Source organism: Arthrobacter sp. C9C5 (genome assembly GCF_013359735.1).
GTDB lineage: Bacteria > Actinomycetota > Actinomycetes > Actinomycetales > Micrococcaceae > Arthrobacter.
The window spans coordinates 40,432-65,973 of record NZ_JABFMX010000015.1 but is presented as its reverse complement, the minus strand read 5'-3'; the positions used below and the strand labels follow the sequence as shown (position 1 = coordinate 65,973).

27 protein-coding genes are annotated in these 25,542 nt (G+C 68.1%); 5 read left to right on the top strand and 22 right to left on the bottom strand.

Annotated features, from left to right (window positions below; translation table 11 throughout):
* Positions 1 to 39 precede the first annotated feature (39 nt).
* Positions 40 to 483 (bottom strand): (deoxy)nucleoside triphosphate pyrophosphohydrolase, encoded by a 444-nt coding sequence (locus HNO80_RS12945; protein ID WP_175323255.1) that lies wholly within the window; start codon positions 481 to 483, stop codon positions 40 to 42.
* 186 nt (positions 484 to 669) lie between these two features.
* Between HNO80_RS12945 and HNO80_RS12940 the strand changes: the two genes are divergently transcribed.
* Positions 670 to 1,878: an MFS transporter gene (locus HNO80_RS12940; RefSeq protein WP_175323254.1), complete on the top strand. Its 1,209-nt coding sequence runs from the start codon at positions 670 to 672 to the stop codon at positions 1,876 to 1,878.
* 48 nt (positions 1,879 to 1,926) lie between these two features.
* Here HNO80_RS12940 and HNO80_RS12935 read toward each other — a convergent pair whose 3' ends face one another.
* Positions 1,927 to 2,847 (bottom strand): cation diffusion facilitator family transporter, encoded by a 921-nt coding sequence (locus HNO80_RS12935; protein ID WP_175323253.1) that lies wholly within the window; start codon positions 2,845 to 2,847, stop codon positions 1,927 to 1,929.
* A gap of 230 nt (positions 2,848 to 3,077) precedes the next feature.
* Here HNO80_RS12935 and HNO80_RS12930 point away from each other — a divergent pair, with 230 nt between their 5' ends.
* A complete protein-coding gene (locus HNO80_RS12930; RefSeq protein ID WP_056740672.1) occupies positions 3,078 to 3,344 on the top strand; it encodes a GlsB/YeaQ/YmgE family stress response membrane protein in 267 nt (88 codons plus the stop codon).
* 111 nt (positions 3,345 to 3,455) lie between these two features.
* Here the strand turns inward: HNO80_RS12930 and HNO80_RS12925 are convergent, their stop codons facing one another.
* From HNO80_RS12925 to infC, 4 genes are all read right to left on the bottom strand, one after another.
* Positions 3,456 to 4,355 carry a TrmH family RNA methyltransferase gene (locus HNO80_RS12925; protein ID WP_175323252.1) on the bottom strand — a complete coding sequence of 300 codons (900 nt, stop codon included), beginning with the start codon at positions 4,353 to 4,355 and terminating at the stop codon, positions 3,456 to 3,458.
* 65 nt (positions 4,356 to 4,420) lie between these two features.
* Positions 4,421 to 4,891 carry a 50S ribosomal protein L20 gene (gene rplT, locus HNO80_RS12920; RefSeq protein ID WP_175323251.1) on the bottom strand — a complete coding sequence of 157 codons (471 nt, stop codon included), beginning with the start codon at positions 4,889 to 4,891 and terminating at the stop codon, positions 4,421 to 4,423.
* Between the two features lie 119 nt (positions 4,892 to 5,010).
* A complete protein-coding gene (rpmI, locus tag HNO80_RS12915; RefSeq protein ID WP_009358635.1) occupies positions 5,011 to 5,205 on the bottom strand; it encodes a 50S ribosomal protein L35 in 195 nt (64 codons plus the stop codon).
* 115 nt (positions 5,206 to 5,320) lie between these two features.
* Complete coding sequence (gene infC, locus HNO80_RS12910) at positions 5,321 to 6,355, bottom strand: translation initiation factor IF-3 (protein WP_502707853.1); 1,035 nt, start codon at positions 6,353 to 6,355, stop codon at positions 5,321 to 5,323.
* A gap of 394 nt (positions 6,356 to 6,749) precedes the next feature.
* Here infC and HNO80_RS12905 point away from each other — a divergent pair, with 394 nt between their 5' ends.
* Complete coding sequence (locus tag HNO80_RS12905; protein WP_175323249.1) at positions 6,750 to 7,136, top strand: DUF1844 domain-containing protein; 387 nt, start codon at positions 6,750 to 6,752, stop codon at positions 7,134 to 7,136.
* A gap of 150 nt (positions 7,137 to 7,286) precedes the next feature.
* Here the strand turns inward: HNO80_RS12905 and HNO80_RS12900 are convergent, their stop codons facing one another.
* The 8 genes from HNO80_RS12900 to HNO80_RS12865 form a co-directional block, all read right to left on the bottom strand.
* Positions 7,287 to 8,606 (bottom strand): MFS transporter, encoded by a 1,320-nt coding sequence (locus tag HNO80_RS12900; RefSeq protein WP_175323248.1) that lies wholly within the window; start codon positions 8,604 to 8,606, stop codon positions 7,287 to 7,289.
* Positions 8,607 to 8,669: 63 nt separating this feature from the next.
* Positions 8,670 to 9,575, bottom strand: coding sequence for an SseB family protein (locus HNO80_RS12895; protein WP_175323247.1), 906 nt, complete (start codon positions 9,573 to 9,575; stop codon positions 8,670 to 8,672).
* A 13-nt stretch (positions 9,576 to 9,588) separates the two neighbouring features.
* Positions 9,589 to 10,335, bottom strand: coding sequence for a bifunctional 1-(5-phosphoribosyl)-5-((5-phosphoribosylamino)methylideneamino)imidazole-4-carboxamide isomerase/phosphoribosylanthranilate isomerase PriA (gene priA / locus HNO80_RS12890; protein WP_175323246.1), 747 nt, complete (start codon positions 10,333 to 10,335; stop codon positions 9,589 to 9,591).
* 60 nt (positions 10,336 to 10,395) lie between these two features.
* Positions 10,396 to 10,554 carry a CG2302 family histidine operon protein gene (locus tag HNO80_RS12885; RefSeq protein WP_175323245.1) on the bottom strand — a complete coding sequence of 53 codons (159 nt, stop codon included), beginning with the start codon at positions 10,552 to 10,554 and terminating at the stop codon, positions 10,396 to 10,398.
* A complete protein-coding gene (hisH, locus tag HNO80_RS12880; protein WP_175323244.1) occupies positions 10,555 to 11,313 on the bottom strand; it encodes an imidazole glycerol phosphate synthase subunit HisH in 759 nt (252 codons plus the stop codon).
* Positions 11,310 to 11,930: an imidazoleglycerol-phosphate dehydratase HisB gene (hisB, locus tag HNO80_RS12875; RefSeq protein WP_175323243.1), complete on the bottom strand. Its 621-nt coding sequence runs from the start codon at positions 11,928 to 11,930 to the stop codon at positions 11,310 to 11,312. The genes hisH and hisB overlap by 4 nt, the downstream gene beginning before the upstream one ends.
* A gap of 67 nt (positions 11,931 to 11,997) precedes the next feature.
* Positions 11,998 to 13,116 carry a histidinol-phosphate transaminase gene (locus HNO80_RS12870; RefSeq protein ID WP_175323242.1) on the bottom strand — a complete coding sequence of 373 codons (1,119 nt, stop codon included), beginning with the start codon at positions 13,114 to 13,116 and terminating at the stop codon, positions 11,998 to 12,000.
* 101 nt (positions 13,117 to 13,217) lie between these two features.
* Positions 13,218 to 13,607: a LysM peptidoglycan-binding domain-containing protein gene (locus tag HNO80_RS12865; RefSeq protein ID WP_175323241.1), complete on the bottom strand. Its 390-nt coding sequence runs from the start codon at positions 13,605 to 13,607 to the stop codon at positions 13,218 to 13,220.
* 388 nt (positions 13,608 to 13,995) lie between these two features.
* Between HNO80_RS12865 and lexA the strand changes: the two genes are divergently transcribed.
* Positions 13,996 to 14,745, top strand: coding sequence for a transcriptional repressor LexA (gene lexA, locus HNO80_RS12860; RefSeq protein ID WP_175323240.1), 750 nt, complete (start codon positions 13,996 to 13,998; stop codon positions 14,743 to 14,745).
* 100 nt (positions 14,746 to 14,845) lie between these two features.
* Here lexA and HNO80_RS12855 read toward each other — a convergent pair whose 3' ends face one another.
* Both HNO80_RS12855 and hflX read right to left on the bottom strand, forming a co-directional pair.
* On the bottom strand, positions 14,846 to 16,984 hold the full coding sequence (locus HNO80_RS12855) for an ATP-dependent DNA helicase (RefSeq protein ID WP_283810500.1): 2,139 nt from the start codon (positions 16,982 to 16,984) through the stop codon (positions 14,846 to 14,848).
* Positions 16,977 to 18,560, bottom strand: coding sequence for a GTPase HflX (gene hflX / locus HNO80_RS12850; protein WP_175323239.1), 1,584 nt, complete (start codon positions 18,558 to 18,560; stop codon positions 16,977 to 16,979). The genes HNO80_RS12855 and hflX overlap by 8 nt, the downstream gene beginning before the upstream one ends.
* 559 nt (positions 18,561 to 19,119) lie before the next feature.
* On the opposite strand from hflX, the gene HNO80_RS12845 reads away from it, so the two are divergent.
* On the top strand, positions 19,120 to 19,734 hold the full coding sequence (locus HNO80_RS12845; RefSeq protein WP_175323238.1) for a class I SAM-dependent methyltransferase: 615 nt from the start codon (positions 19,120 to 19,122) through the stop codon (positions 19,732 to 19,734).
* Here the strand turns inward: HNO80_RS12845 and dapF are convergent.
* The 6 genes from dapF to HNO80_RS12815 all read right to left on the bottom strand — a co-directional run bounded on the left by dapF (position 19,715) and on the right by HNO80_RS12815 (position 25,532).
* On the bottom strand, positions 19,715 to 20,671 hold the full coding sequence (gene dapF, locus HNO80_RS12840; protein ID WP_175323237.1) for a diaminopimelate epimerase: 957 nt from the start codon (positions 20,669 to 20,671) through the stop codon (positions 19,715 to 19,717). The two genes, HNO80_RS12845 and dapF, sit on opposite strands and share 20 nt — an antisense overlap.
* A gap of 119 nt (positions 20,672 to 20,790) precedes the next feature.
* Positions 20,791 to 21,669: a tRNA (adenosine(37)-N6)-dimethylallyltransferase MiaA gene (miaA, locus tag HNO80_RS12835; RefSeq protein ID WP_349627351.1), complete on the bottom strand. Its 879-nt coding sequence runs from the start codon at positions 21,667 to 21,669 to the stop codon at positions 20,791 to 20,793.
* 106 nt (positions 21,670 to 21,775) lie between these two features.
* Positions 21,776 to 23,329 (bottom strand): tRNA (N6-isopentenyl adenosine(37)-C2)-methylthiotransferase MiaB, encoded by a 1,554-nt coding sequence (gene miaB, locus HNO80_RS12830; RefSeq protein ID WP_175323235.1) that lies wholly within the window; start codon positions 23,327 to 23,329, stop codon positions 21,776 to 21,778.
* 72 nt (positions 23,330 to 23,401) lie between these two features.
* Positions 23,402 to 23,887 (bottom strand): regulatory protein RecX, encoded by a 486-nt coding sequence (locus HNO80_RS12825; RefSeq protein WP_175323287.1) that lies wholly within the window; start codon positions 23,885 to 23,887, stop codon positions 23,402 to 23,404.
* A 145-nt stretch (positions 23,888 to 24,032) separates the two neighbouring features.
* Complete coding sequence (recA, locus tag HNO80_RS12820) at positions 24,033 to 25,082, bottom strand: recombinase RecA (protein WP_138769744.1); 1,050 nt, start codon at positions 25,080 to 25,082, stop codon at positions 24,033 to 24,035.
* A gap of 231 nt (positions 25,083 to 25,313) precedes the next feature.
* Entirely contained in the window at positions 25,314 to 25,532 is a 219-nt protein-coding gene (locus HNO80_RS12815) for a DUF3046 domain-containing protein (protein WP_175323234.1), read from the bottom strand.
* Between the last annotated feature and the right edge of the window lie 10 nt (positions 25,533 to 25,542).

Sequence of the window (25,542 nt, the reverse complement as noted above, 5' to 3'; positions counted from 1 at the left end):
CAGCTCCTCTCGGTTCGCCCCAGCGTAGGCACACAGGACTCAGTTTGGCGAGGGTTCCGCCGCGACGGCCGCCAGGAGTGCTTCCACGATCGGCAGGTCGGCCGGGATCCAGGGCAGCCCCAGGACTTCCTGCGGGTCCGTCAGCGCCACCCAGCGGAGTTCGTCATGGTCCTCCAGCGGCTGCGGCGTGCCGGCCGCCAGCTCGGCGAACCAGACCCGCATCGCGGCCCGGCCGTTGAGCGGCCAGCCGGTCGGTGTCTCAGCGGGCAGCTCCGGACCCAGCCGGACCTCCACCCCGAGTTCCTCCAGCAGTTCACGGTGCAGCGCACGCTCCGGAGCCTCACCCGGGTCCACCTTGCCGCCGGGGAACTCCCACATGCCGGCAAACTGGGGCGGCGCGGTCCGCCTCGCCACCAGGAGGGTCCGGGGCTCGGCCAGGGAATCCACTACTGCGCCGCCGACAACGTTGATGAGTTCAGTCACGTCCACCAGTCTAGGGGCGCCGCGGCCGTGGCTGCCGGGGGACAATGATGGGAGACCTGGCGTACGCCGTTGGAATTTTGGAATACCGGAGCCCTCGCCCCGCGTTCCCTGCACAGAGACTCCACGCCGAACCACTGCGCCGCATTCTCCTGGCTCCAGCCGGGATCATTCCCGAAAAGTAGACGGATGACAACCACCAAAGACGCCCCCGCGACGCCGAAAACCGGCACCCGCCACCTTGCCCTCGCCATCATTTCCCTTGCCATGGGCGGATTCGGCATCGGCACCACCGAGTTCACCATGATGGGCCTGCTCAAGGAGGTGGAGCAGGGCCTGGGCATCGGCACTCCGGAGGCCGGGCACCTGATCTCGGCGTATGCCCTGGGCGTGGTGGTCGGCGCCCCGGTGCTGGCCGCCGTCGGTGCCAAACTGCCGCGCAAGTACCTCGCACTGGGGCTCATGCTGTTCTTCAGCCTCGCCAACCTCAGTTCCTTCATCGCCCCGGACTACGGCACCATGCTGGTGTCCCGCTTCGCCGCCGGCCTGCCGCACGGCGCCTTCTTCGGGGTTGCCGCGGTCATTGCCTCTTCCCTGGTCGCGCCGACCAAGCGCGGCTGGGCCATCTCCATGGTGATGGCCGGCCTGACCGTGTCCAACGTCATCGGGGTGCCGTTCGGGACCTGGCTGGGACAGAACTTCGGCTGGCGGCTGCTCTTCCTGCTGGTCGGCCTGATCGGCATCGCCACCATGGCCATGCTCTGGAAGTTCGTGCCGTTCCAGAAACCCCACGCCGACGCGAGCATCCGCCGTGAACTCGGCGCGCTGAAGCGGCTGCAGGTCTGGCTCGCCGTGCTGATCGGCGTGGTCGGCTTCGGCGGTTTCTTCGCCACGTACACCTATATCGCCCACACCATGACCTCGGTGGCCGGCATTCCCTCGGAGTGGCTGCCGCTCGTCGTCGCCCTTTACGGCGTGGGCATGGTGGTGGGAAACATCGTCGGCGGCCGGATCGCGGACAAATCCGTCATGGGCACCATCTACTGGGTCCTGCCCGGCGTTGCCGTGGCGCTGGTGGTCTACGCGGTGGCCGTGCACTGGCCCTGGTCCGCCTACGTGATGGTCTTCGTCGTGGGGGCCGCCGGTTCCATGCTCGTCCCGGCGCTGCAGACCCGGCTCCTCGATGCCTCCCCCGACGCGCCGTCCCTGGCGTCCTCGCTGAACCATGCGGCCCTCAACGTGGCGAACGCCCTGGGCGCTTTCCTCGGCGGCCTCGTCATCGCGTGGGGCTGGGGTTACGTGGCGCCAGCCCTCGTGGGGGCGGTGCTTGCCATCCTGGGCCTCGGCGTCGCGGCCCTCAGCGGCGCGGTCGAACGTAGAAAGCCGCTGGTCCGGTAGCCGCATGATGCGGTACCGGACCAGCGGCCTCCGGGTGGAACGCGCGGACTAGCTGGCGCTGACGCGCTCCACGTCCGGTTCCAGGTAGATCACCCGGGCGGTGGGCACGGCGTCGCGGATCCGGACCTCGGTGGCGTCGATGGCCGCCGCGATGTCCCGGCCCGAGTCGGCCGCGCCGACGCTGATCTTGGCCGCGACCAGCAGTTCCTCGGGGCCGAGGTGCATGGTCTTGATGTGGATGATGCTGGTGCCGTCGGACTCGATGGCGCCGCGGATCTTTGCGACGTCGGCCTTGGTCGCCGACTCGCCCAGCAGCAGGGACTTGGTTTCCACGGCCAACACTCCGGCGATCGCCACCAGCAGCAGACCGATCATCCCGGTGCCGAGGGCGTCCCAGATGCCGTCACCGGTCACCAGCGTCAGGCTCACGCCGAAGAGGGCGAAGAGCAGGCCCAGCAGGGCGCCGAAGTCCTCCAGCAGGATCACGGGCAGCTCGGGCTGCTTGGCGTTGCGGATGAAGTGGACCCAGCTCTGCTTGCCGCGCAGCGGGTTGGACTCCCGGATGGCGGTCCGGAACGAGAAAGACTCGGCGATGATCGCGCCGATCAGCACGGCCAGCGGGACCCACCAGAAGTCGCCTTCAATGCCGTGCGGGTGCTGGATCTTGCCCCAGGCCTCGTAGAGTGCGAACAGGCCGCCGACGGAAAAGAGCACGATCGAGACGATGAAGGCGTAGATGTAGCGTTCCCGGCCGTAGCCGAACGGGTGTTCGGGGCTCGCTTCCTTCTTGGCGCGCTTTCCGCCGACCAGCAGGAGCAGCTGGTTCCCTGAATCGGCGAGCGAGTGGATAGCCTCCGCGAGCATCGATGAGGACAGCGTCAGGATGAATGCGATGAACTTGAGGACGGCGATCGTCAGGTTGGCGGCCAGCGCCGCGACAATCGCCTTGGTACCGCCGTTTGCAGCCAAGAGAGCTTCTCCTTTGGAGGTTTTTCAGGGGGACTTGCGGAAAGCGCCGTGCGCCCGGGTCCGCAAGGAACACCGTACCCGTTTTAGGGCCCGCTCCCGCACCGCGGCGGGGCCGCCTGCGGTACGTAACGATTGAGTGTGATGTTGCTGACACGCGATCACGCCTGTGTTAGCTTGAAGCCATAATCGGGATTCCTAAGGTGAATGCCGACGAATATGTAGGAGGAGAAATGGGCTTTCTAGGCTGGATCATTCTCGGACTCATTGTAGGTGCAATCGTTAAGGCAATCATGCCTGGCAGGGTCGGCGGCGGCTGGGTCACCAGCCTCGTGCTCGGCGTCGTCGGAGCCATTGTCGGCGGCTGGATCGGCGACCTGCTGTTCGGCGGCGGCAAGATGGAATTCTGGAACCTCGGTTCCTGGATCCTGGCCATTGTCGGCGGCCTCGTCGTAGCCGGCATCTACGGCGCCATCACCGGGCGAAACCGGACCACGTAAATCTCTCACGTCACCGCCCGGCTGCAGTGCCGCAGCGGTGAAGGTACGACGGCGGGGGCTCACCATTTGGTGGGCCCCCGCCGTCGTTGGTTTTTCTGAAGGTGGTACCGGCTAAGCGGAGCGCTGCTGCGACCTGGCGCTGGCGTAAAGGCAAACCGTTGCCGCGGTGCCGAGGTTGAGGCTTTCCGCCGCTCCGTAGACCGGCACGGCGACCCGGTGGTCTGCGAGGGCGAGTTCCTCTTCGGACAGCCCCTGGGCCTCGTTGCCGAACAGCCAGGCGGTTGGCTGTTCCAGGGCGTACTCGGATTCGGCCGCGGACGCTCCGAGCCGCCGGGCCGCGTTCTCGTCCTGGAGCCGGTCGAGGTTCAGCTGGCCCTGGCCGTCCGCCGCGAGGACACCGATGCCGCGTTCCTTACAGCGCGCCACCAGTTCCTCTACATCGGCGCCGAGCACCACGGGCAGGTGGAAGAGGGATCCGGCCGTCGAGCGCACGGCCTTCGGGTTGTAGATATCAACGCTGGAGGCGGTCAGGATGACGGCGTCCGCACCGGCGGCGTCGGCGGCCCGGAGCACGGTTCCGGCGTTGCCGGGGTCGCGGACCTGGCACAGGACCGCGACCAGTCGTGGGTTCGCGTCCAGCACCTGGTCGAGGCCGACGTCCAGGAAGCCGCAGACCGCGAGGATGCCCTGCGGGGTGACCGTGTCCGCCATCGCGGCCAGCACTTCGTCCGTGGCGAGGTAGGCGGTGGTGCCCTCCGCGAGTGCCTCCAGGTCCGGGTGCCGGTCCAGGCAGGCCTCACTGGCGTAGACCTCATAGACGAGGCCGGGCTCCCCCGCGGCAATCCTCTTCTGGTGCAGGACCAGGGCCTCCCGGACAGCCTGCGGGCCCTCGGCCAGGAACTCGCTGCGCTTTAAACGGGCCGGACGCCCGGCAAGCTGTGCCACCTTCCTCACTCGATCTGCTCGAGGGTTGGAAAGTGGAAAGCCTTGCGGGCGCCCGGTTTCGTTCATATAAGAACCTTAGTTGCTCTCGCGAGCAGTTCTTGAACGACGCTGTCTTTCGACGGCGGCAGGAACTACTTTGCGGCCTCGGCGTCAGCCTTCTTGGCAGCAGGCTTCTTCGCGGCAGGCTTCTTCGCAGCCTTCGGGGCCGCAGCAGCCTCTACCTGGACGGCCGGAGCGGAAGTGTCAGCAGGCAGCGAGTCCTTGGCGACCTTGACCAGCGCGGCGAAGGCGTTGGCGTCGGAGACGGCCAGCTCGGCCAGCATACGGCGGTCAACCTCGACCTCAGCGGCCTTGAGGCCCTGGATCAGACGGTTGTAGGTCAGGCCGTTGGCGCGGGAAGCAGCGTTGATGCGCTGGATCCACAGGCGGCGGAAGTCGCCCTTCTTCTTCTTGCGGTCGCCGTAGCTGTACACAAACGAGTGCAGCAGCTGCTCTTTGGCCTTGCGGTACAGGCGTGAACGCTGTCCACGGTAGCCCTTTGCGCGTTCGAGGATAACCCGGCGCTTCTTGTGGGCGTTGACCGCCCTCTTCACACGTGCCACGTGCGTACTCCTTCAGAATTCTGATCCCAAGCATCTACTGCCGGAAAACCCGGCTGGCCTGAGAAGCCTTTTTGGTAGTGGACCGCTGCCAGGTGGCAATCGATCCGAGAACTTGGAACTTAGATGCCGAGCATCTTCCGGATGACCTTGGCGTCGCCCTTGAAGACGATCTTGTCGCCGGCGAGGCGGCGAGTCAGCCTGGAGGACTTGTGCTCGAGGTAGTGGCGGCGGTTGGCCTGCTGGCGGCGCAGCTTGCCGCTACCGGTCAGCTTGAAGCGCTTCTTAGCACCGCTGTGGGTCTTCATCTTCGGCATGGGAACCGATCTCCTTACGTATCCGCAGACGGGGTCTGCAGTCTTTCGTGCAGCCACCCCTGCGGGCGGCGTGCTGGTTGCTTGCTGCCGGACATTGCTGTCCGTCAGCCGTGAACTAGTTGGTCTTCTTGCTGCCCGGCTTCGGGGCGGCCTTGGGGGCCGCCGGCCGTGCCGCAGGCTTCGGAGCCGCCGGCCGGGCGACCGGCTTCGGCGCCGCAACCGGCTTCGGTGCAGGCTTCTCGGCCGCCGGCGTTGCCGGTGCCGCAGGCGCCTTCGGTGCTGCAGCCTTGGGAGCCGCGGGCGCCTTGGTCACTGCGGGCTTCGCTGCCGCCTTCGGAGCTGCCTGCTTCGGAGCAGCCGCCTTCGGGGCCTTGGGGGCCTCCTGCTTCGGCTCTTCCTGGGCGGGAGCTTCCGTTGCCGGAGCCTCTGCCGCGGCTTCCTCTGCCTTGGGCGCCTCAGCGGCGGGGGCTTCCGTTGCCGGAGCCTCCGTCACGGCTGCCTCGGCTTCGGGCGCCTCAGTCCGGACCTGGTAGCCCTCCGGAAGAAGATCGGCAAGCGACTGCGTCAGGGGTGCCTCGGGGCCGGACGTGTCAACGCGGCCTCCGCCCGAAGCCTTGGCTTCGTTCTCGGCCTTGGCTTCTGCGCGCTGCGTTGCACGGCGTGCCTCTGCCTTGGCTTCCGCCTTGTTCTTCAGCGGTCCGACAACCATGACCATGTTGCGGCCGTCGATGCGCGGGCTTGACTCCACGACGCCCACCTCGGCGACGTCGTCAGCGAAGCGCTGGAGCAGGCGGATGCCCATCTCGGGGCGCTGCTGCTCACGGCCGCGGAACTGGATCATGGCCTTGACCTTGTCACCGGCGCCGAGGAAGCGGAGCGCGTGGCCGCGCTTCGTCTCGTAGTCGTGGGTGTCGATCTTCAGGCGGAAGCGGATTTCCTTCAGGACCGTGTTGGTCTGGTTCTTCCGGGCTTCGCGTGCCTTGACGGCGGCTTCGTACTTGTACTTGCCGAAGTCCATCAGCTTGCACACCGGAGGCTTGGCCTGCGGTGCAACTTCAACGAGATCAAGATCGGACTCGGCAGCCAAACGCAGGGCATCCTCAATACGGACGACGCCTACTTGTTCGCCTGCAGGGCCGACCAGCCGCACCTCGGGGACGCGGATACGCTCATTGATTCTTGGCTCGCTAATGTTAAAGCTCCTGTGTTCGTGAGGGGTACTCCGCCGGCAAATGAAGAAGGCCTCCAATTGCCGGAGCAATCGAAGGCCTCAAAGATCGGTACTGCCGTCCTCGCGAGGAGGCGGCATGCATACCCGCCAGGCGTAATGCCCGGAGAAAATGCCCGACCAGGTACCCGGCAACCTTGATTCCTAGGGAATACTCGCGGCTGACGCGGGTGGGAGAGAACTCCGCTTGCAAACTGAAAACCAATCCTACAGAAAGATACCGGCTCAACGCACGTGGCGCCGCCGGGTCTCTGTTCCGTTTGTGGACTTCTGCAGAAATAACGACATTCAGTTGGTCTGTGACAAGCTTACCAGCATGAGCACACCAGAGCGTAATTCACACGTTTACCAGCCGGCCGATGCCCAGGCCGATGTTTCCCAGCAGATCCGCGACATCTCCGAGGTCCCCGCGATCGAAGTCATTACCACCGCCGCAGTGCACCTGATGAGTGCCGCCGCAGTGAAGCTCGGGCTGGCCGCCGAGGACAACGCCGAAGAGCTCAAGGACCTGGATGAGGCGCGCAAACTGATCACCGCCCTCGCCGGACTGGTCACCGCCGCGGCCCCCGAGATCGGCTCCCAGCATGCCGGCCCGTTGCGCGACGGCCTGCGGTCCCTGCAGTTGGCCTTCCGCGAGGAATCCGCCATTCCGGACGCGCCGGGCAAGGGTCCGGGCGAGAAGTACACCGGCGCCGTCAACTAGGGCCCGTCAACTAGGGCCCGTAAACAAGGCCCCATCTGCCGGGACACGCTGAGCACCCACAGCCAGCAGGCAACGACGACGGCGGCGGGCGGACCACATCGGTCCGCCCGCCGCCGGCGTTAACTCCTCCGTTGGCAGGGTTGCGGCAGGTCAGGCTGCGGCGAGCCGCCGCCGTCGGCGGTGCTGCAGGACCAGGCCCACGAGGCACAGCACGACGCCGGCCAGTCCCACCGAGACGAAGCCGGCGCCCGGGCCCACGCCGTCAATGAAGAGCCCGGCCAGCGGGGCGCCGAGCGCCACGCCGCCGGTGAGGGCCGAGCCGTACCAACCCATCGCCTCGCCGCGGCGGCCCTCCTCGACCAGTTCGGCCACCTTCTCGGAGGCTGCAGAGAGCACCGGTGCGCACAACAGGCCCGGCAGCAGCGAGAGCAGTGCGAGCGTCCAGGTGTCCTGTGCGAACGCCATCGGAAGGGTCAGTGCGGACATGCCCAGCAACAGCAGGACCGGTGAGACAGGCCGGTGCATGGCGCCGTAGACCAGGCCGCCCAGCACCGATGCCGCGCACCAGAACAGGAAAACGATGCCGATTTCGGCCTGATGGCCGCCCGTCTGCAGTGCGGCGACAATTCCGACGTCGGTGCCGCTGAGCACCATGCCCGCCCCGGCTGCGACGGCGAAGACCGCCGCGACGGCGGCCGTGAACCAGGCGAAGTTGTGGATGACCTTGTGCCGCAACCCGAGCCGGCCCTGCCGCCGCTGTTCCGCGGCAGCCAGCGGCGCCAGTTCCGCTGCAGCCTCCTGGACGTGGGGCGCCGCGGCGACGAGGGCCGTCTCGGCACCCATCTGCTGGCTCGCCTCGAACGCCGGATCCGGTTCGACGCCGGGCGCGGCACTGCGGGTGGGCGGGTTGATCCACATCAGGAACAGGCCGGACAGGGAGGTAGCGACCCCCACCACGGTCAGGCCCAGCACGGAGAAGCCCGCGGTGGCGACGAGGGCACCTGCGGCGGGGCCGATCATGAAGACCAGTTCGGTGCTGATCGCGTCCAGGGCGAAAGCCGTCCGCCGCTGCTCCCCGCTGGCCAGGATTCCCAGCGACTGGCGCACGACGCTGAAGATCGGCAGCGTCAGCAGGCCGCCCACGAAGACCAGCGGCAACAGCAGCTCATAGCTGACGTGGGGCACGATCGACCAGATGACGGTCTCGGAGACGACGGACGGGATCAGCGCCCTCCGCAGGCCCACGGTATCCACGCGGCGGCCGCGCCACGGGGCGCCGACGGCGATGCCAATCGTCATGACAGCGGCAGCCGCCCCGGCCGCGGCATAGCCCTGGCCCAGGGTGAGGACGATGTGGAGGGTCAACAGCACGCCTGCGGCGGAGTGCGGGATGCGGGCGACCATGCCGACCAGCAGGAGGTTCCTGATGGGCCTCACGGCCAGCAGGTCCCGGTAAAGCGCGAAATTCACGAAACTGCATTCCTTTGAGTACTGCCTTCGGCAGCCCCGGGATGTCTCCGCACTGGCCGTCGGCTATTGAGCTGCGCGCTGCAACTTGATTTCGATCGAGTCAACCCGTTCAGCAAACGTTTCATTCCGGGCCCAGGCATCGTTGAGGCCGGCCACGATGGACTGCACCGCTGCGGCGTTGAGTCCGTCTTCAAGGTACAGCACCACGCGCAGCTCCGGACCGGCGCCGCCGCCGGGAAGCTGGCTGCCGCCGGCCTGCGCCGACGCAACGCCAGCGCCGGGATGCATTTCCACGCGGCGGAGGGCCGCAACACCGGCCGCGGCCGCTTCGACCGCTTCCGCTACCGCCGGATCGCTGTAGCTGGGCGTCCAGGCGTGCTGCCGGGCCAGCGCCCAGACGGCCGGGCGGCGCACCACGAAGGTGGCGGCGGAGCCGGGGTCCAGCACCAGCAGTTCGGCGCCCTCGGCAACGGCGGAGAGCGCGGCGCGTGCCGCGTACACCGCCACGGGCCGGGCCTCGGAGTGCCACGCGGCCAGGGCTTCGGCCGAGGTAAACACCGGCAGCGCAGTCCGGCCGTCGGGTGCCTTGAGGGTTACCAGGGCCATGTCCGCCTGCTTGTCCCCGTGCAGCTCACCGCCGTGCTGTTCCTTGCCTTCCTGGCCGATCACAGCCTCGCCTTCTTCGACGAGCCGGGCGAGGATCGGCACGAAGACGCGTGCGGTCGCCAGGGATGCCACTACCGATGCCTCGTCGCCCTGGCCGGCGGCCAGGGCGGCCAAGGCGGCCAGGTAGCCGGCGTCGGCGGCGCCGTCGTCGTCCTCGAAGTTGTGGATCCTGGCGTCGTCACCGCTGAGGCTGCGGCCCGCCCAGGGCTGCCCGGCCGAGTCCGTCGCCCCGCCGGCACGCGCGAGGGCGGCAGCAATATGCCCGGGTAACGGCCGCCCGGCGGGCTGGGTGCTGTGCTCCATGGCTGGGATGTGCCTAGCGGCGGCCGGCAACGTCGAGGGCCTGGGGCAGCGTGAAGTTCCCGTTGTAGAGGGCCTTGCCGACGATGGCGCCCTCGACGCCGAGCGGCACGAGGGAGCGCAGGACCAAAAGGTCCTCGAGGCTGGAGATGCCACCGGAAGCCACGACGGGCTTGCCGGTCTTCTCCACCATTTGGCGCAGCAGCTCCACGTTGGGGCCCTGCAGCGTGCCGTCCTTGGTGACGTCGGTGACGACGTAGCGGGCGCAGCCGGCCTCCTCGAGGCGGCCGAGGACCTCCCAGAGGTCGCCGCCTTCCTTGGTCCAGCCGCGGCCGGCGAGGGTGGTGCCGCGGACGTCGAGGCCGACGGCGATCTTGTCGCCGAAGCGCTCGATCACCCGCTGCGTCCACTCGGGGTTCTCCAGCGCCGCGGTGCCCAGGTTCACCCGGGCGACCCCGAGGTCCAGGGCCTTTTCCAGGGACTCGTCGTCGCGCAGGCCGCCGGAGAGCTCGACCTTGATGTCCAGCCGGCCCACGACCTCCCGCAAGAGTTCGGCATTTGACCCGCGGCCGAAGGCGGCGTCGAGGTCGACGAGGTGAACCCATTCGGCCCCCTGTTCCTGCCAGTTGAGCGCGGCTTCCAGCGGCGTGCCGTAGCTGGTTTCGCTGCCGGCTTCGCCCTGGACCAGGCGCACGGCCTGGCCGTTGACGACATCGACGGCGGGGAGCAGCTCGAGTACCGGCAGCGGGGTTTCGGTGGTCATCGTAGGGTCCTCACGGTGTTGGGGCGGCGGGTCGGGAAAGGGAGCGCGTTTGCAGGCCGGTCAGTTCCCCGGCAGGGTCAAGAGCCAGGCGGCCAGCAGCGACATGCCGGCCAGGAAGTAGAACACGATCTGGACCCACAGCGGGCTTTTCTGCTGGCGGAAGGACAAGGCGCCGCCGACCAGCAGGCCGGCAAGGCCCATCAGGACTATGGACCACATCTAGGCGTTCTGTTCCGGGGTGCCGGCCTGGCCGGCGCCGGCTTTGGCGCCGCCACGGAGGCTGTCGACCCAGTTGCGCAGCAGGCGCGCACCGGCGTCGCCAGACTTTTCCGGGTGGAACTGGGTGGCGCACAACGGGCCGTTTTCCACCGCCGCGATGAACGGGGCGCCGTGCTCGGACCAGGTGACGAGCGGGGCCGCCATGCGCGGCTGGATCACGTCGAAGTCCCAGTGCTGGACGCCGTAGGAGTGCACAAAGTAGAAGCGCTCGTTCTCGACGCCGGCGAAGAGCCGGGAGCCCTCCGGCACGGTGACCGTGTTCCAGCCCATGTGCGGTACGACCTCGGCCGGGAGGAGCTCGACCTTGCCGGGCCACTCCCCCATGCCCTCGGCGACGGTGCCGTGTTCCACGCCGGCTTCGAACAGGACCTGCAGCCCCACGCAGATCGCGAGCACGGGCCGGCCGCCGGCGACTCGGCGGCCGATCATGCGCACGGCGTCAACGGCCTTGAGCTCGTTCATGACGGTCTCAAAGGCACCGACGCCGGGGACAACCAGCCCGTCGGCGTTGAGCACGTCTTCGGGCTTGGAGCTGAGGATGACCTCGGCCCCGGCGCGTTCCAGGGCGCGGACGGCCGAGCGGACGTTGCCGGAACCGTAGTCGAGCACGGTGACGGTGGGCTTGCCCTCCGGCGAAGCCGGCTTCCTCGCGGCGTCGGGGTTGATGATGGCGCCGTCCCGGAGCACCTTGCCGGTCACAGTGCGCCCTTGGTGGAGGGAATGCCCTCGACGCGCGGGTCCGGCTCCACGGCGGCCCGGAGCGCACGGGCGAAGGCCTTGAACTGGGCCTCGACGATGTGGTGCGGGTCCCGGCCGGCGGTGACGTTCATGTGCAGGCAGATCCCGGCGTGCAGGGTGATCGCCTCGAAGACGTGCCGGGTCAGGGATCCGGTGAAGTGTCCGCCGATCAGGTGGTATTCCTGGCCGGCCGGTTCGCCGGCGTGCACGAGGTAAGGCCGGCCGGAGACGTCGACGACGGCCTGCGCGAGCGCCTCATCGAGCGGGACCGTGGCCTCGCCGAAGCGGCGGATGCCTGCCTTGTTGCCCAGCGCCGTGCGGAGGACCTCGCCGAAGGTGATGGCGACGTCTTCCACGGTGTGGTGGACGTCGATGTGGGTGTCGCCGGTGGCCTTGACCGTCATGTCGATCAGGGAGTGCTTGCTCAGCGCGGTCAGCATGTGGTCGTAGAACGGCACCGAGGTGCTGATGTCCGAGACGCCGGTGCCGTCCAGGTTGATCTCGACCAGGACGGAGGATTCGCTGGTGGTCCGCTCCATGCGTGCGGTCCGGGCAGCGGCTGATCCGGTGTTGCTCATGTGGGTGTCCTTTGGATGAGGCGGGCGCCCGGCGAACGGGGCGGTGTGCGTGGGTCCTGGCTTAAGTCTAGGCGGACTCTACTTCGTGGCCGGTCAGGATCCGTTCCAGTGCTTCCAGAAACGCTGTGGTTTCCGTCTCAGTTCCGGCGGTCACGCGGAGGTGGCCGGGGATGCCGACGTCGCGGATGAGCACGCCGGCGTCGAGCAGACCCTGCCAGGTCTCGTGCGGGTTCTCGAGGCCGCCGAAGAAAACGTAGTTCGAATCCGAGGCGGCCGGCTTGAGGCCCATCCGGGTCAGCTCCGTCACGATCCGGTCCCGCTGGCGCTTGATGTCCTCGACGTCGGCCATCAGGGCCACCCGGTGGCGCAGGGCGGCCAGCGCCGTCGCCTGGGTGATGGCGGAGAGGTGGTACGGGAGGCGGACCAGGCGCAGGGCATCTGTGACCTCCGGTGCCGCCGCCATGTAGCCAAGCCGGGCGCCGGCCAGGGCGAAGGCCTTGCTCATAGTGCGCGAGACGATCAGCCGCTCCCGGCCGGGCAGCAGCGTCAGGGCGCTGGGCGTGCCGTCGTGGGCGAACTCGTGGTACGCCTCGTCGACGATGACAATGGTCTGGCTTGCTTCTCCGGCCTCGTAGACCGCCTCGACCACGTCGAGCCCCAGGCCTGTGCCGGTGGGGTTGTTCGGCGAACAGAGGAAGACGACATTGGGCTTCAGCTCCCGGACCTGGCGGGCCGCCGATTCGGCGCTCAACCCGTAGTCCTCGGCGCGTACTCCGACGATGTATTCGGTGTCCGTGCCGGCGGCGAGCAGGGGGTACATCGAGTAGGTGGGAGGGAAGCCGAGCGCGGTGCGTCCCGGGCCACCGAAGGCCTGGAGGATTTGCTGCAGGACTTCGTTCGAGCCGTTGGCCGCCCAGATGTTGGTGGCGTCCAGTCCGTGGCCGAGATACTCGGCGAGGGCTTCCCGCAGTTCGGTGAACTCGCGGTCCGGGTACCGGTTCAGCCCCGCAGCGGCCTCCGTCACGGCTTCGGCGATGGCGGCGCGGACGTCGGCCGGGACGCCGTGGGTGTTTTCGTTGACGTTCAGCAGGATGGGGACATCCAGCTGGGGCGCACCGTAGGGGCGCAGTCCCCGCAGATTGGTCCGGAGGGGCAGTCGGTTGAGGCGCTCTAGCTGGTCAGTCACTTGCCCAGTTTAAGTGAGACCCGGCCCCGCCCCGAAACTGTGACCGCGAAGGGGCGCCCCACGGCACCGATGGCACGGCGCGCCATTCGCCCGGGTGCGGCTTACTTGGAGGGTACGTAGAGCTGCTGGCCGGGGATCACGCGGGCGGCTCCGAGGTTGTTGAGCTGAACGATGTCGGCGACCACGTCACGGGGATCGCGCTCCGGAGCCACGGCGCCGGCGATGGCCCAGAGAGACTCCCCCGGCTGGACCGTGACGGTGACCGTCGGGGTGAGCGAGAGCTCCGCGGCCGAGTCGGCGGCCTTGGCCGGAGCATTCAGGAAGCCGGACAGTGAGAGGACGAGCACGGCCAGCAGAACCAGCGGCAGCCCGAAGAAGACGAACCGGCCGCGGCGGGTCAGCCGCAGCGGAGCCTGCCGGGCGGGTGCCGCCGGTGCGGCCTGCACGGGAATGGAAACCAGCGAACCGGAAATAGCGCTTACTGCTGACATGAGCTGAGCCCTCCTGGACTTATCTGTGCCGCCCGGCGTACTCCTCGTACCTGCCGCCAACCGGCCTAACCGTCAAACGCAAAACCTTCGAATGCGAACCCTCGAACACGAAACTTCGAACACAGAACCGAAACTAGCGGACCGGCCCGAGGGTGAAGCTTCGAACACATATTCGAACTTTGCTGTTCCTGTTTTAGCACTTATGAACGAACATTGTCGAGACTCGCTAGAACAAATGTTTGAAAAACCTTGCAGGCTGGCCTACTTTTGAATCACAGGACAACCACTTGTGTTGATGAACATCAGTTGATCAGCGGGGTCTGACATTTTCAGCTCGGCAGGTCCCGGTAGCCACAGCGGCCGGGCGGAATGGAAAGGCATGGCGAACATGGCAGCACAAGCCGCCGGCGGGAGGGCTTCCCAGCGCAGCCCCCAGACCGGCCGGGCGCCGAAAAGCCTGACCGTCCGGCAGAAGAAGATCCTGGAGACCATCCAGCGTTCCGTGACGGACAACGGCTACCCGCCCTCGATGCGCGAGATCGGCGACACCGTCGGGCTCGCCAGCCTCTCCAGCGTCACCCACCAGCTCTCGCAACTGGAAAAGCTCGGCTACCTGCGGCGGGACCCCAAGCGGCCGCGCGCCATGGAAGTGCTCATGCCGCTGACACTGGATGAGGGCACAACCAGGATTTCCGGCGTGGAGAAGTCCAGCGGCCTACGGGCTGTCGGCGGCCTCGCCGTCTCGGAGCTTGCCAGCGCCACGGACACCGCGATGGTTCCGTTTGTGGGCCGTATCGCCGCCGGCGGTCCGATCCTGGCCGACCAGGTGGTGGAGGACGTGATGCCCCTGCCGCGCCAACTGGTGGGCCACGGCGAATTGTTCATGCTCCGGGTGGCGGGCGATTCGATGATCGACGCCGCCATCTGCGACGGCGACTGGGTGGTCGTCCGGCGTCAGAACGATGCCGTCAACGGGGACATCGTTGCCGCCCTGCTCGACGACGAGGCCACGGTCAAGACGTTCCGCCAACGGGACGGCCACACCTGGCTGCTCCCGCAGAACACCCAGTACGAGCCGATCCTCGGCGACCATGCCGTCATCATGGGCAAGGTCGTCTCGGTGCTGCGCTCCCTGTAGCCCCCGGCCACACCACTCCGGCCGGCCGCCCGGCTGGCCCGTCTCCCGGCAGCTCGAAGGCCCCGTCCGCAGTTCCGGACGGGGCCTCTCGCGTTGGCGCCTACTTGGCCGGGCTCTCCTTGGCGAGGCGTTCCAGTGCGGCCATGGCCACCGATGGGTCGGTGGTGGGCCAGAACGGGGGCAGGGCGGCCCGGAGGAACGCCCCGTACCGTTCGGTGGACAGCCTGGAATCAAGGACCGCGACCACGCCCTTGTCCGACGTCGAACGGATCAGCCGGCCGGCGCCCTGGGCGAGGCGGATCGCCGCATGGGTCGCCGAGACGCTCATGAAGCCGTTGCCGCCGGACTGGGCCACGGCCCGGGAGCGGGCGGTCATCAACGGATCGTCCGGCCGCGGGAACGGAATCCTGTCGATCACTACCAGGCGGCAGGAGTTCCCGGGCACGTCGACTCCCTGCCAAAGCGACATGGTGCCAAAGAGACAGGTGTCCGGCTCATCGGCGAACTGCTTCACGAGCGCGGTCATGGTCGACTCGCCTTGGCAGAAAATGCTCAGGCCCAGCCGGGGACGCATCGCCTCGGCCGCTTCCTCGGCGGCGCGCCGGGAAGAGAAGAGACACAGGGCACCGCCGCCGGAGGCGCGAATCAGCTTTTCGAGCTCATCGAGGGCTTCCGGGGATGTTCCCCGGCCCGGCTTGGGCAGGTGCTTGGCAACGTAAAGGATGCCTTGCTTCGGATATTCGAAGGGTGAACCGACGTCGACGCCGGTCCAGCTGGGTGCGCCCGGGCCCACCAGTCCGAGCCCTCCGGCCGCCGGCTCGAAGGCCGAACCGATCGCCAGGGTTGCCGACGTCAGGACGACGGTATGGTCGGCGAACAGCCCCTCGCGCAGCCGACCGGCGACGCTGAGCGGGGCGATGTTGATCAGGGCTGGCGCCGAGTCATCGGGCTGCGAGTAGCCCTGTTGCGGGTCGAAGCTGCTGTTGCGGGAGAACCACACCACCTCGCGGTTCTCCTTGGCGGCCAGGAGCCGTTCGCACAGTTCCAGGATCACCATCAGCCGGGACCGTGCAAGCTGCCGGCCGCCGTCGGCCGTGCTGGCGCTGTCCCCCTTGGAATCGGAGAGCGCGGCGCGGCAGGCGTCGCGCAACTGGTCCACGCAGTCGAGCTGTTCGCTGTTCAGTCCGTTCGGCATCAGCCCGCTGGGAACGCCCTCGATGGCGAGTTCAAGGTTGGACGCGGCGTTATTGAGCGCATCCACGGTGATCCCGGTGTGCTTGCGGGCGCCGGAGGCGGCGGCGTGCACCATGGCCACGGACAGCTGGCCGGACACGGCGCCCGTGACCCGGTCCTGCAGTTCGTGAGCCTCGTCCACCACCACGACGTCGTATTCGGGCAGCACGGCAAGGCCCTCGAAGGCGCTGACCGCCAGCATGGCGTGGTTGGTGACCACCACATCGGCGTCGGCGGCGTTCTGGCGGGCGAGTTCGCTGAAGCATTCGGCGGCGAGCGGGCACTTCTGCGCGCCCAGGCACTCCATCGAGGTGACGGAGACCTGCCGCCAGGCACGGTCGGTCACGCCCGGCATGAGCTCGTCGCGGTCCCCGGTCTGGGTGTCCTCGGCCCAGTCGCGGAGCCGGACCACTTCCTTCCCGAGCTGCGAGGACGGGCCGCCCATCGCGGCGGCGAAGTGCGGCACGGAGGTGTCCTCGCCGAGGGAGAACAGCTGGCCCTCGGACGGCTCCTCGGAGGGGAAGCCGCCTTCGAGCTTATGGCGGCAGACATAGTTGGACCGGCCCTTGACCAATGCGACCTTCACCGGCCGCTCCAAGGCCGGGGTAATGGTCTTAAGGAGCCGGGGCAGGTCCCTGCCGACAATCTGGGTCTGAAGTGCCAGGGTGGCGGTGGAGACAAGGGTGGGCTTGTCGCTGACCAGCGAGTGGGCGATCAACGGAATCAGGTAGGCCAGGGACTTGCCGGTGCCGGTGCCGGCCTGGACCAGCAGGTGGTCGCCGGTCTCGATCGCGCGCGCCACCTGCCGGGCCATTTCGTGCTGGCCGTCGCGGCTCTGGCCGCCCATGCCGGCGACCGCCCGGTCGAGCAGTTCAACCACGAACTGCTCGCCGGACGGGCCGCCTTTAGCCTTGCTCTTAGCCGGGCCGTCGCCGGACGGGCCACTTTCGGACGGGCTGCTTTCGGACGGCGCGGCCGCCCCTTCGGCCACCGCTGGTTCAGTCATTGCTGACGAAGGAATCCAGTTCGGCCGCGAGCCCCTCGCGCACCATCACCACGGCACGGGTGCCGGTCTCCTCGTGGTCGAGGCTGATGATCTCGGCGTCGGTCTCGTGCAGCTTGCTGAGCAGGTCCCCGCGGTTGTACGGGATCATCAGCTCCATCTTCACGCTGGGCCGCGGAATGCCCTCGCTGATGGCCTTGAGCAGCTCCGGGATGCCTTCCCCGGTGCGTGCCGAGACCACAACGTGGCGCGGTTCGCGCTGCTTGAGCCGTTCGATCACGAACGGGTCGGCGGCGTCGGCCTTGTTCAGGACGATGATTTCCGGCACCTTGCGGGCGTCGACTTCGCTGAACACCTGGCGGACGGCCGCAATCTGGCCCTCCGGATCGGGGTGGGAGACGTCGACGACGTGCAGGATCAGGTCCGAGTCGGCGACCTCCTCCAGGGTGGAGCGGAAGGCCTCCACGAGCTGGGTCGGCAGCGAGCGGACAAAGCCCACGGTGTCGGCTAGGGTGTAGCCCAGGCCGTCCGAGGTTTCGGCCTTGCGGACCGTCGGGTCCAGGGTGGCGAACAGCGCGTTCTCCACCAGGACGCCGGCGTCGGTCAGGCGGTTCAGCAGCGAGGACTTACCGGCGTTGGTGTAGCCGGCGATCGCCACCGACGGCACGGCATTACGACGGCGGTTGGCCCGTTTCGTTTCCCGGGCCGGCTTCATCGCGGCGATTTCGCGCCGCAGCTTGGCCATCCGGGTGCGGATCCGGCGTCGGTCCAGCTCGATCTTGGTTTCACCGGGGCCGCGCGAACCCATGCCGGCTCCGGCGCCGCCCACCTGGCCACCGGCCTGGCGCGACATCGACTCACCCCAGCCGCGCAGGCGCGGGAGCAGGTATTCGAGCTGCGCCAGTTCCACCTGGGCCTTGCCCTCGCGGCTCTTGGCGTGCTGGGCGAAGATGTCCAGGATCAGGGCCGTGCGGTCGATGACTTTGACCTTGACGATGTCTTCCAGGCCGCGGCGCTGGGACGGGGCGAGCTCGGCGTCGACCACCACCGTGTCTGCGCCGGTGGACATCACGATGTCCTTGAGCTCCTGGGCCTTGCCGGAGCCCAGGAAGGTGCCAGGGTCGGGCTTGGCGCGGCGCTGGACGAGACCGTCGAGGACCTCGGAACCGGCGGTTTCCGCGAGGGCCGCCAGTTCGCGCAGGGAGTTTTCGGCGTCGGCGAGGGTGCCTTCGGTCCAGAGCCCGGCGAGCACGACGCGCTCGAGGCGCAGCTGCCGGTATTCGACTTCGGTGACATCTTCGAGTTCCGTCGACAGGCCGGCGGTTCGGCGCAGCGCGTGGCGCTCCTCGAGGTCCTGCTGGTCGCCGTCGTAGCTGCTGTGTTCCTCATCCAGCCGCGAAATCGCCTGGGCCTTGCCGAACACCGCCTTGGACTCGCCGGGGTGCCCGGCGTCGGCGCTGCGTCCGGCCTTCGGGGCGGGGGCATCTTTGGAGAGGATCCGGTCGATGACAGCCTGGATTTCCGCAGGGCTCATGTCCTGGGCGGCTGAATCGGGTCCGGTGTTGGGCTGACTGGTCATGGTCTCCTTTGAAGGGTCTGCAACTTCAGAATAGTGCTGTTCGGTGTTTCGTGGCGCGGTATTCGCGCTGGGCTGACGACTATTGGTCATCCGTGCCTCCTGGGTTGCCTGGCGGCTGCGGCGCCGCTGGCCGGGCGGGGCTCCCTGGTGAAGCGCTAAACAAGGGAGCGGGGCGGTGGATATGGGAGGGGAATGGCGTCTGATGGCGCCGTGTGGCGGGGAGAAACGGTCCGTTCAGCACTGCGGCAACTGCTGCCGGGCACTGTTTTGGTTTAAAGCCCTTTGGCTTCAAGGCTTGACTCCAAGTCATCTGGCGCCAGCGGGTGATGCATTGCATCACGGAGGGGGCGCACTGAGCGGAAGGTAACTACCTGCGTCGCTGCGGGGACGGGACTTTCGACTACGAATCGAAGGCCCGTGCCGGTTACTTGAAGTTCAGGATCATGTATTTAAGATTAGCAGACCGTGCCGTGGCCCCGGCGCGGCCGGGCTGTGCGGGTCGCCGGCGTGTCCAGGCCGGTTTCCCATACCGCGGGACCGCCAACTAATCTGGCCAGTTATGGAGTCTGCACACTATTTCAGCGCCCAGCCCGCCGGGCCGTTCACCCGCAAGCCACTGACCGTGGAGCTTGCCGGCGAGCAGCGGCAACTGCAGACGTCCTCGGGGATCTTCAGCCCGGATGGAATCGACAAGGGAACCGCCGTCCTGCTTGCAGACGTCCCGGCCCCGGCACCGCAGGGGAACCTGCTGGACATCGGCTGCGGCTGGGGGCCGATCGCGCTGACCATGGCCCTGAGGGCGCCGCATGCCCGGGTTTATGCGGTGGATGTCAATGAGCGCTGCGTGGCGCTGACGAATGAAAATGCGGCCCTGCTGGGGCTGGAGAATGTCACGGCCAGCGCACCCGGGGACGTCGACCCGGAACTGCGCTTCGACACGATCTGGTCCAACCCGCCCATCCGGATCGGCAAGGACGAACTCCACGCCCTGCTGCTGCTCTGGCTGCCGCGCCTTGCCCCGGGCGGGTCGGCCTGGCTGGTGGTGCAGAAGAACCTTGGTTCGGATTCGCTTCAGCGCTGGCTCACCGCGGAACTCGACAGCAGCTTCACCGTCACCCGCGAGAGCACGTCAAAATCCTTCCGGATCCTGCGGGTCAGGAAAGCGTCCCGCTAGCAACGATCACGGCGGGGCCGCTAAGCTCCACATGCTCGTGGCCGTCCGCTGCGAGGAAGAATTTCACGCCGACGACGCCGCCGGGAACCTTAACGTTCCAAGTGTCCGGAGCGCCCTGGCCGGCCCAGTGCCGGATCGCGACGGCGGCGGCGCAGGCGCCGGTCCCGCAGGACAGGGTCTCCCCCACTCCCCGTTCGTGCACGCGCATGGTGATGGTCCCGACACCGTCGTGAACGAGCGGCTCGGACGGCACGACGAACTCAACGTTGGTCCCGTGCGGCGGCACCGGGTCTACGCGGGGTGCCCTGAAGAGTTCCGTGGCGTCGAGTTCCGAGAGTTCCGCCAGCGCGACCACGGTGTGCGGGTTTCCCATGCTTACGGACAGCGCGGGCCTGGCGACTTCCAGTCCGTCGGCGCTGACCAGCGAATCCATGGCCCGCGCGGTGGCTTCTCCCGGGAAGATGAACTCCCAGGGACCCATGTCCACGGCGTAGCCAGCCGCCGTCCGGACCACGGTCTTCGCACCGCCGCGGGTTCCAATGGTGAGCGACTCGCCGGCCGGCAGGTCGACGAGTCCCTCATTGATGAGGAAGTGGACGAAGACGCGGACGCCGTTGCCGCACATTTCCGAGAGCGAGCCGTCTCCGTTGCGGTAGTCCATGAACCATTCGGCTCCGGGGTGGTCGGCGAGCAGCTCCCGGCCTTCGGCGAGCAGCCGGGAGGGAACGGCGCGGATGAGGCCGTCGCCGCCGATGCCGCGGTGGCGGTCGCAGAGGGCCGCGACCTGCTCCGGGGTGACGGAGAGGGCACCGTTGGGGTCCGCGATCAGGACGAAGTCGTTGCCGGTTCCGTGGCCCTTCGAGAACTTCAGGCCGCCGAGCGCGGCAGTGTCTGAAGCAGCGTGGTGGTCAGCGGCCGCGGCAAGGGTTTCGTCCATGCTCCAAGGTTACCGTTCCGGCCGGGCCGGGACGGAACCGTGACACCCGCCACCCCGGCAGAAGCCGCAGCGGTGGAAGCCGCAGGCGGAGCAGCGGAGGGATCCCTAGCGGGAGATCTTTAGCGGGACAGCGCGGTGGCCTTCGCCAGCAGTCCGGGGTCCTGCCAGTCAAGCCAGCTGATCCGGGGGTCAGCGCGGAACCAGGTGAGCTGGCGCCGGGCGAACTGCCGGGTTGCGACAATGGTTTCTTCGGCGGCCTGCTCCGGGGCCGACGTGCCGTCGACGACTTTCAGGAACTGCGCATAGCCCAAGGCTCGCGAGGCGGTCTTGCCGCGGCGCAGTCCTTCGGCGTCGAGGCGCCGGACCTCGGCCAGCAGCCCCTGCTGCACCATCGCGTGAACGCGGGCGGCGAGGCGTGCCCGCAGCTGTTCGCGGTCCACCTGGAGCCCGATCTGCACGGCCGGCTGGAAGTACTCCCGGCTGGGCATGAAGGAGCTGAACGGCCGGCCGGTCAGTTCGAAGACCTCCAGTGCCCGGATGACACGGCGTGCGTCGCCCAGCCGCCCGGCGGAGACCGGATCCACGAGTTGCAGCCGGGCACGCAGCGGGGCGAGGCCGGCCGCTGCTTCCTCCGCTTCGAGGCGGCGCCGGATGGCGGGATCGGTTCCGGGGAATTCGAGCACGTCCAGGGCGGCGCGGACGTACAAGCCGGAACCGCCGGCGAGGATGGCCCGTTTGCCCCGGGCGTGGATGTCCGCAATCACGGCCCTCGCCTGCTGCTGGAAGTCCGAGACACTGGCCTCCTCGGTCACATCGAGGATGTCCAGCAGGTGGTGGGGCACTCCCCTGCGTTCGGCGGCGGTGATCTTGGCCGTGCCGATATCCATGCCGCGGTAGAACTGCATGGCGTCGGCGTTGACGACCTCGCCGTCGAGGGCCAGTGCCAGCGAGACAGCCAGATCCGACTTTCCCGAGCCGGTGGGCCCGACGACGGCGATGACCGGCGGTGTCGATCCGGCGGCGCCGGGGCTTCCCGGCGTCGCGGAAACGTTGGAGGTGCCGGCGGTGTCGGGGCCGTCGTGCGGGGCGGGGGCGGCCACGGCGCTAGCGGGCGCGGACCGGGAGGCTCGGCATGCCGAGCGAAACGCCGGACGTGCCTCCCGACCCGCTACCGGCTCCGCCGGCGGCCGGAGCGCCGCAGGAATCGGCCTGGGACCGGTCCCAGGCGTCGCCGGCGCGGGAGCGGCGCAGGCTGTAATCGTCCGCAGTGGCCGGGTCGGCGACGAGGTGGAACGCCGCGGCCTCGGTGATTGTCACCGTGACGAGGTCTCCGGGGCGGGGCGTTTCGGCGCCGGCCGGCACGGAGAAGTGCACCAGGCGCTGGTCCTGCGCGCGGCCGGAGAGGCGGTGGGTTTCCCCGGCCTTTCGGCCCGACTGCGCGGTGACCATGACCTCGACGCGGCGGCCGAGCTGGCGGGCGTTTTCCTCGGCCGCGATCCGGTCCTGCAGGGCGGTGAGCCGTTCGAAGCGTTCCTGGACCACGGCCTTCGGCAGCTGGTCCGGGAGTTCCGCGGCAGGCGTGCCGGGCCGCTTGGAGTACTGGAAGGTGAAGGCGGTGGCGAAGCGGGACTTTTCCACGACGTCGAGCGTGGCCTGGAAGTCCTCCTCGGTTTCACCGGGGAACCCGACGATGATGTCGGTGGAGATGGCGGCGTGCGGAATCTTCTCCCGGACTTTGTCCAGGATGCCGAGGAACTTGGTGGAACGGTAGGACCGTTTCATCTCCCGGAGCACCTTGTCCGAGCCGGACTGCAGGGGCATGTGCAGCTGCGGCATGACATTGGGGGTCTCGGCCATGGCGTCGATGACGTCGTCGGTGAAGGCGGCCGGGTGCGGGCTGGTGAACCGGACGCGCTCCAGCCCGGGGATCTCGCCGCAGGCCCGCAGCAGCTTGGAGAACGCCTGCCGGTCGCCGAACTCGACGCCGTAGGAGTTCACGTTCTGGCCCAGCAGTGTGACCTCGATGGCGCCGTCGTCGACGAGGGCCTGGATCTCGGCGAGGATGTCGCCGGGCCGGCGGTCCTTTTCCTTGCCGCGCAGCGCGGGAACGATGCAGAACGTGCAGGTGTTGTTGCAGCCGACCGAGATGGAGACCCAGCCCGAATAGACCGAGTCGCGCTTGGTGGGCAGGGTCGAGGGGAACACGTCGAGCGATTCCAGGATTTCCAGCTGCGCCTCGTCGTTGTGGCGTGCGCGGTCCAGCAGGGCGGGCAGGGCGCCGACGTTGTGGGTTCCGAAGACCGCGTCGACCCAGGGCGCCTTCTTGAGGATGGTTTCGCGGTCCTTCTGCGCCAGGCAGCCGCCAACGGCGATCTGCATGCCGGGGTTGGCTTCCTTGACCGGGCGGAGGATGCCGAGGTTGCCGTAGAGCTTGTTGTCGGCGTTTTCCCGCACCGCGCAGGTGTTGAAGACGACGACGTCGGCCAGTTCGCCTTCGGAGCGGACGTAACCGGCGGCTTCGAGCATTCCGGACATCCGCTCGGAGTCGTGCACGTTCATCTGGCAGCCGAAGGTCCGCACCTGGTAGGTACGGGCCGGGGCAGTCTCATCCGGATAAGGGGCTCCGCCGGCGGCGGGGGAAGGAATGGTCAAACTCACCTGTTAAGGGTACCGGTTCGGCGCGGCCGTATTCGCGGCGGCCTCGTTTCCGGTGCCGCGGCAGGCCCCGCGTCAGGCCCCGCCGTCCTGCTCTTCGAGGGCAGCGTCCAGAACCTCCCCCACGATCCGGAAGGCCTGCGACGGCTGGTAGCCCTTGCGCGCGAGCATGGAGGCCAGCCGACGGACCGTCTTGTCCCGCTCGGCACGGTCCTCCAGTCCCCGCGCGTTCCGCAGCTTGCGTTCCACGAGTTCCCGCGCCGCGGTTTCCTCGTCCTCGTCACTGAGCTGTTCGAGGGCGCCGGCAGCGGTCTCCTCATCGATGCCCTTCTCGGCCAACTCCCGGCGCAGGGCGCCCTTGGCCAGCTTCCGGGTCTGGGACCGGCTCCGCACCCACATGTCGGCGAACTCGGCGTCGTCGATGAGGCGGACCTCTTCGAAGCGGTCGAGTACGGCCTCGGCCACGTCGTCCGGGATGTTGCGCTCGGCCAGCTTGCGGGAAAGCTGCAGGCGGCTCTTGGGCGAGTTGGTCAACTGCCGCAGCACGACGGCGCGTGCCACGGCGGCGGGATCAGCGTCGGCATCCTGCTCCGGCGCCGGCGGCCCGGGACGGTGCGGGTCGCCGGGGCCCTCAACGACGCCGGGGCCAGGATTCCGGGAAGGGAATCCTGACCCCTTGCGGCGTCGTGCGGCGGAGGCCCGGCTGTTAGAAGCCGTCAACGGCCTTCAGCTTCGGTGATTCCTCCGGGTCGGCTGCCTTGACGCCGACGCCGAGCTTTTCCTTGATCAGGCGCTCGAGTTCGGCGGCGAGTTCCGGGTTGTCCCGCAGGAAGCGGCGAGAGTTCTCCATGCCCTGGCCCAGCTGGTCCCCGTCGTAGGTGAACCACGAGCCGGACTTCTTGATCAGGCCGTGCTCGACACCCATGTCGATGATGCCGCCCTCGCGGGAGATGCCCTGGCCGTAGATGATGTCGAATTCGGCGATCTTGAACGGCGGAGCCATCTTGTTCTTGACGATTTTCGCCTTGGTCCGGTTGCCGACGGAGTCCGCGCCCTCCTTGAGGGTCTGGATGCGGCGGACGTCGATGCGGATCGAGGCGTAGAACTTCAGCGCCTTACCACCGGTGGTGGTTTCCGGGGAGCCGAAGAACACGCCGATCTTCTCGCGCAGCTGGTTGATGAAGATGGCGGTGGTCTTGGTCTGGCTCAACCGGCCGGTGATCTTACGCAGCGCCTGGCTCATCAGCCGGGCCTGCAGGCCGACGTGGCTGTCGCCCATGTCGCCTTCGATTTCGGCGCGGGGTACCAGCGCGGCGACGGAGTCGATGACGATCACGTCCAGCGAGCCGGAGCCGATCAGCATGTCCATGATTTCGAGCGCCTGCTCACCCGTGTCCGGCTGGGAGACGAGAAGCGCATCGGTGTCGACGCCGAGCTTGGCGGCGTATTCCGGATCGAGGGCGTGCTCGGCGTCGATGAAGGCGGCGATGCCGCCCTGGCGCTGGGCGTTGGCCACGGCGTGCAGCGCGACGGTGGTCTTACCGGAGGACTCAGGGCCGTAAATCTCGACGACGCGGCCGCGGGGCAGGCCGCCAATTCCGAGGGCCACGTCCAGTGCGATGGAGCCGGTGGGGATGACCTCGATGGGCGCGCGGACTTCGTCGCCCAGGCGCATGACGGAGCCCTTGCCGAACTGCTTGTCAATCTGGGCTAGCGCTGCGTCGAGCGCCTTCTGGCGATCCGGGGCTGCGGCCATGATTCACACCTCTAATACTTTCTCGCTGGAGAGTGGCCGTCGCGGCCGTTGTTATGTCATCCCTGACGCTAGTGGCAGCCACTGACAAAGTTGCCGCCGCCGTCGCGTATGTGGATAACGCTCTGAAAAAAGCATAGCCCGACCCGAACAGATATTCGAACAATCGCAACGGCGTGTCAGTCCTCCGATGCCCGCGGGCCGGTGCCGGACCCGTGCCGGACCGGCGCCCGGTCAGCGCGGCTTAACGTCGCGGCCGAGCCGCCGCTCGGCGGGCACATCCTGGACCTCGCAGAGCGCCAGCCAGACCTGTTTGGGCGGCACGCCCGCGCTCAGGGCCTGGTCCGCGGTGCGTCCGCCAACGCCCGCCAGCACCAGGGAGCTGCTGAGGACACGGGAATATCCCGCCCCGAACTCGTCGTCCATAAGCCGCCAGAAGTCGCTGATTCTCACCGATAAAGTC

What these genes read in the sequence shown, in the direction of transcription:
- recA (WP_138769744.1), bottom strand. Translation starts at nt 25,082, where the DNA reads ATGGCCGCAGCCCCGGATCGCCAGAAGGCGCTCGACGCAGCGCTAGCC.
- hisB (WP_175323243.1), bottom strand. Translation starts at nt 11,930, where the DNA reads ATGAGCAACACCGGATCAGCCGCTGCCCGGACCGCACGCATGGAGCGG.
- HNO80_RS12885 (WP_175323245.1), bottom strand. Translation starts at nt 10,554, where the DNA reads ATGTGGTCCATAGTCCTGATGGGCCTTGCCGGCCTGCTGGTCGGCGGC.
- HNO80_RS12905 (WP_175323249.1), top strand. Translation starts at nt 6,750, where the DNA reads ATGAGCACACCAGAGCGTAATTCACACGTTTACCAGCCGGCCGATGCC.
- HNO80_RS12925 (WP_175323252.1), bottom strand. Translation starts at nt 4,355, where the DNA reads ATGAACGAAACCGGGCGCCCGCAAGGCTTTCCACTTTCCAACCCTCGA.
- lexA (WP_175323240.1), top strand. Translation starts at nt 13,996, where the DNA reads ATGGCAGCACAAGCCGCCGGCGGGAGGGCTTCCCAGCGCAGCCCCCAG.
- priA (WP_175323246.1), bottom strand. Translation starts at nt 10,335, where the DNA reads ATGACCACCGAAACCCCGCTGCCGGTACTCGAGCTGCTCCCCGCCGTC.
- hflX (WP_175323239.1), bottom strand. Translation starts at nt 18,560, where the DNA reads ATGACCAGTCAGCCCAACACCGGACCCGATTCAGCCGCCCAGGACATG.
- HNO80_RS12940 (WP_175323254.1), top strand. Translation starts at nt 670, where the DNA reads ATGACAACCACCAAAGACGCCCCCGCGACGCCGAAAACCGGCACCCGC.
- HNO80_RS12865 (WP_175323241.1), bottom strand. Translation starts at nt 13,607, where the DNA reads ATGTCAGCAGTAAGCGCTATTTCCGGTTCGCTGGTTTCCATTCCCGTG.
- HNO80_RS12930 (WP_056740672.1), top strand. Translation starts at nt 3,078, where the DNA reads ATGGGCTTTCTAGGCTGGATCATTCTCGGACTCATTGTAGGTGCAATC.
- dapF (WP_175323237.1), bottom strand. Translation starts at nt 20,671, where the DNA reads ATGGACGAAACCCTTGCCGCGGCCGCTGACCACCACGCTGCTTCAGAC.
- HNO80_RS12855 (WP_283810500.1), bottom strand. Translation starts at nt 16,984, where the DNA reads ATGACTGAACCAGCGGTGGCCGAAGGGGCGGCCGCGCCGTCCGAAAGC.
- HNO80_RS12895 (WP_175323247.1), bottom strand. Translation starts at nt 9,575, where the DNA reads ATGGAGCACAGCACCCAGCCCGCCGGGCGGCCGTTACCCGGGCATATT.
- HNO80_RS12845 (WP_175323238.1), top strand. Translation starts at nt 19,120, where the DNA reads ATGGAGTCTGCACACTATTTCAGCGCCCAGCCCGCCGGGCCGTTCACC.
- rpmI (WP_009358635.1), bottom strand. Translation starts at nt 5,205, where the DNA reads ATGCCGAAGATGAAGACCCACAGCGGTGCTAAGAAGCGCTTCAAGCTG.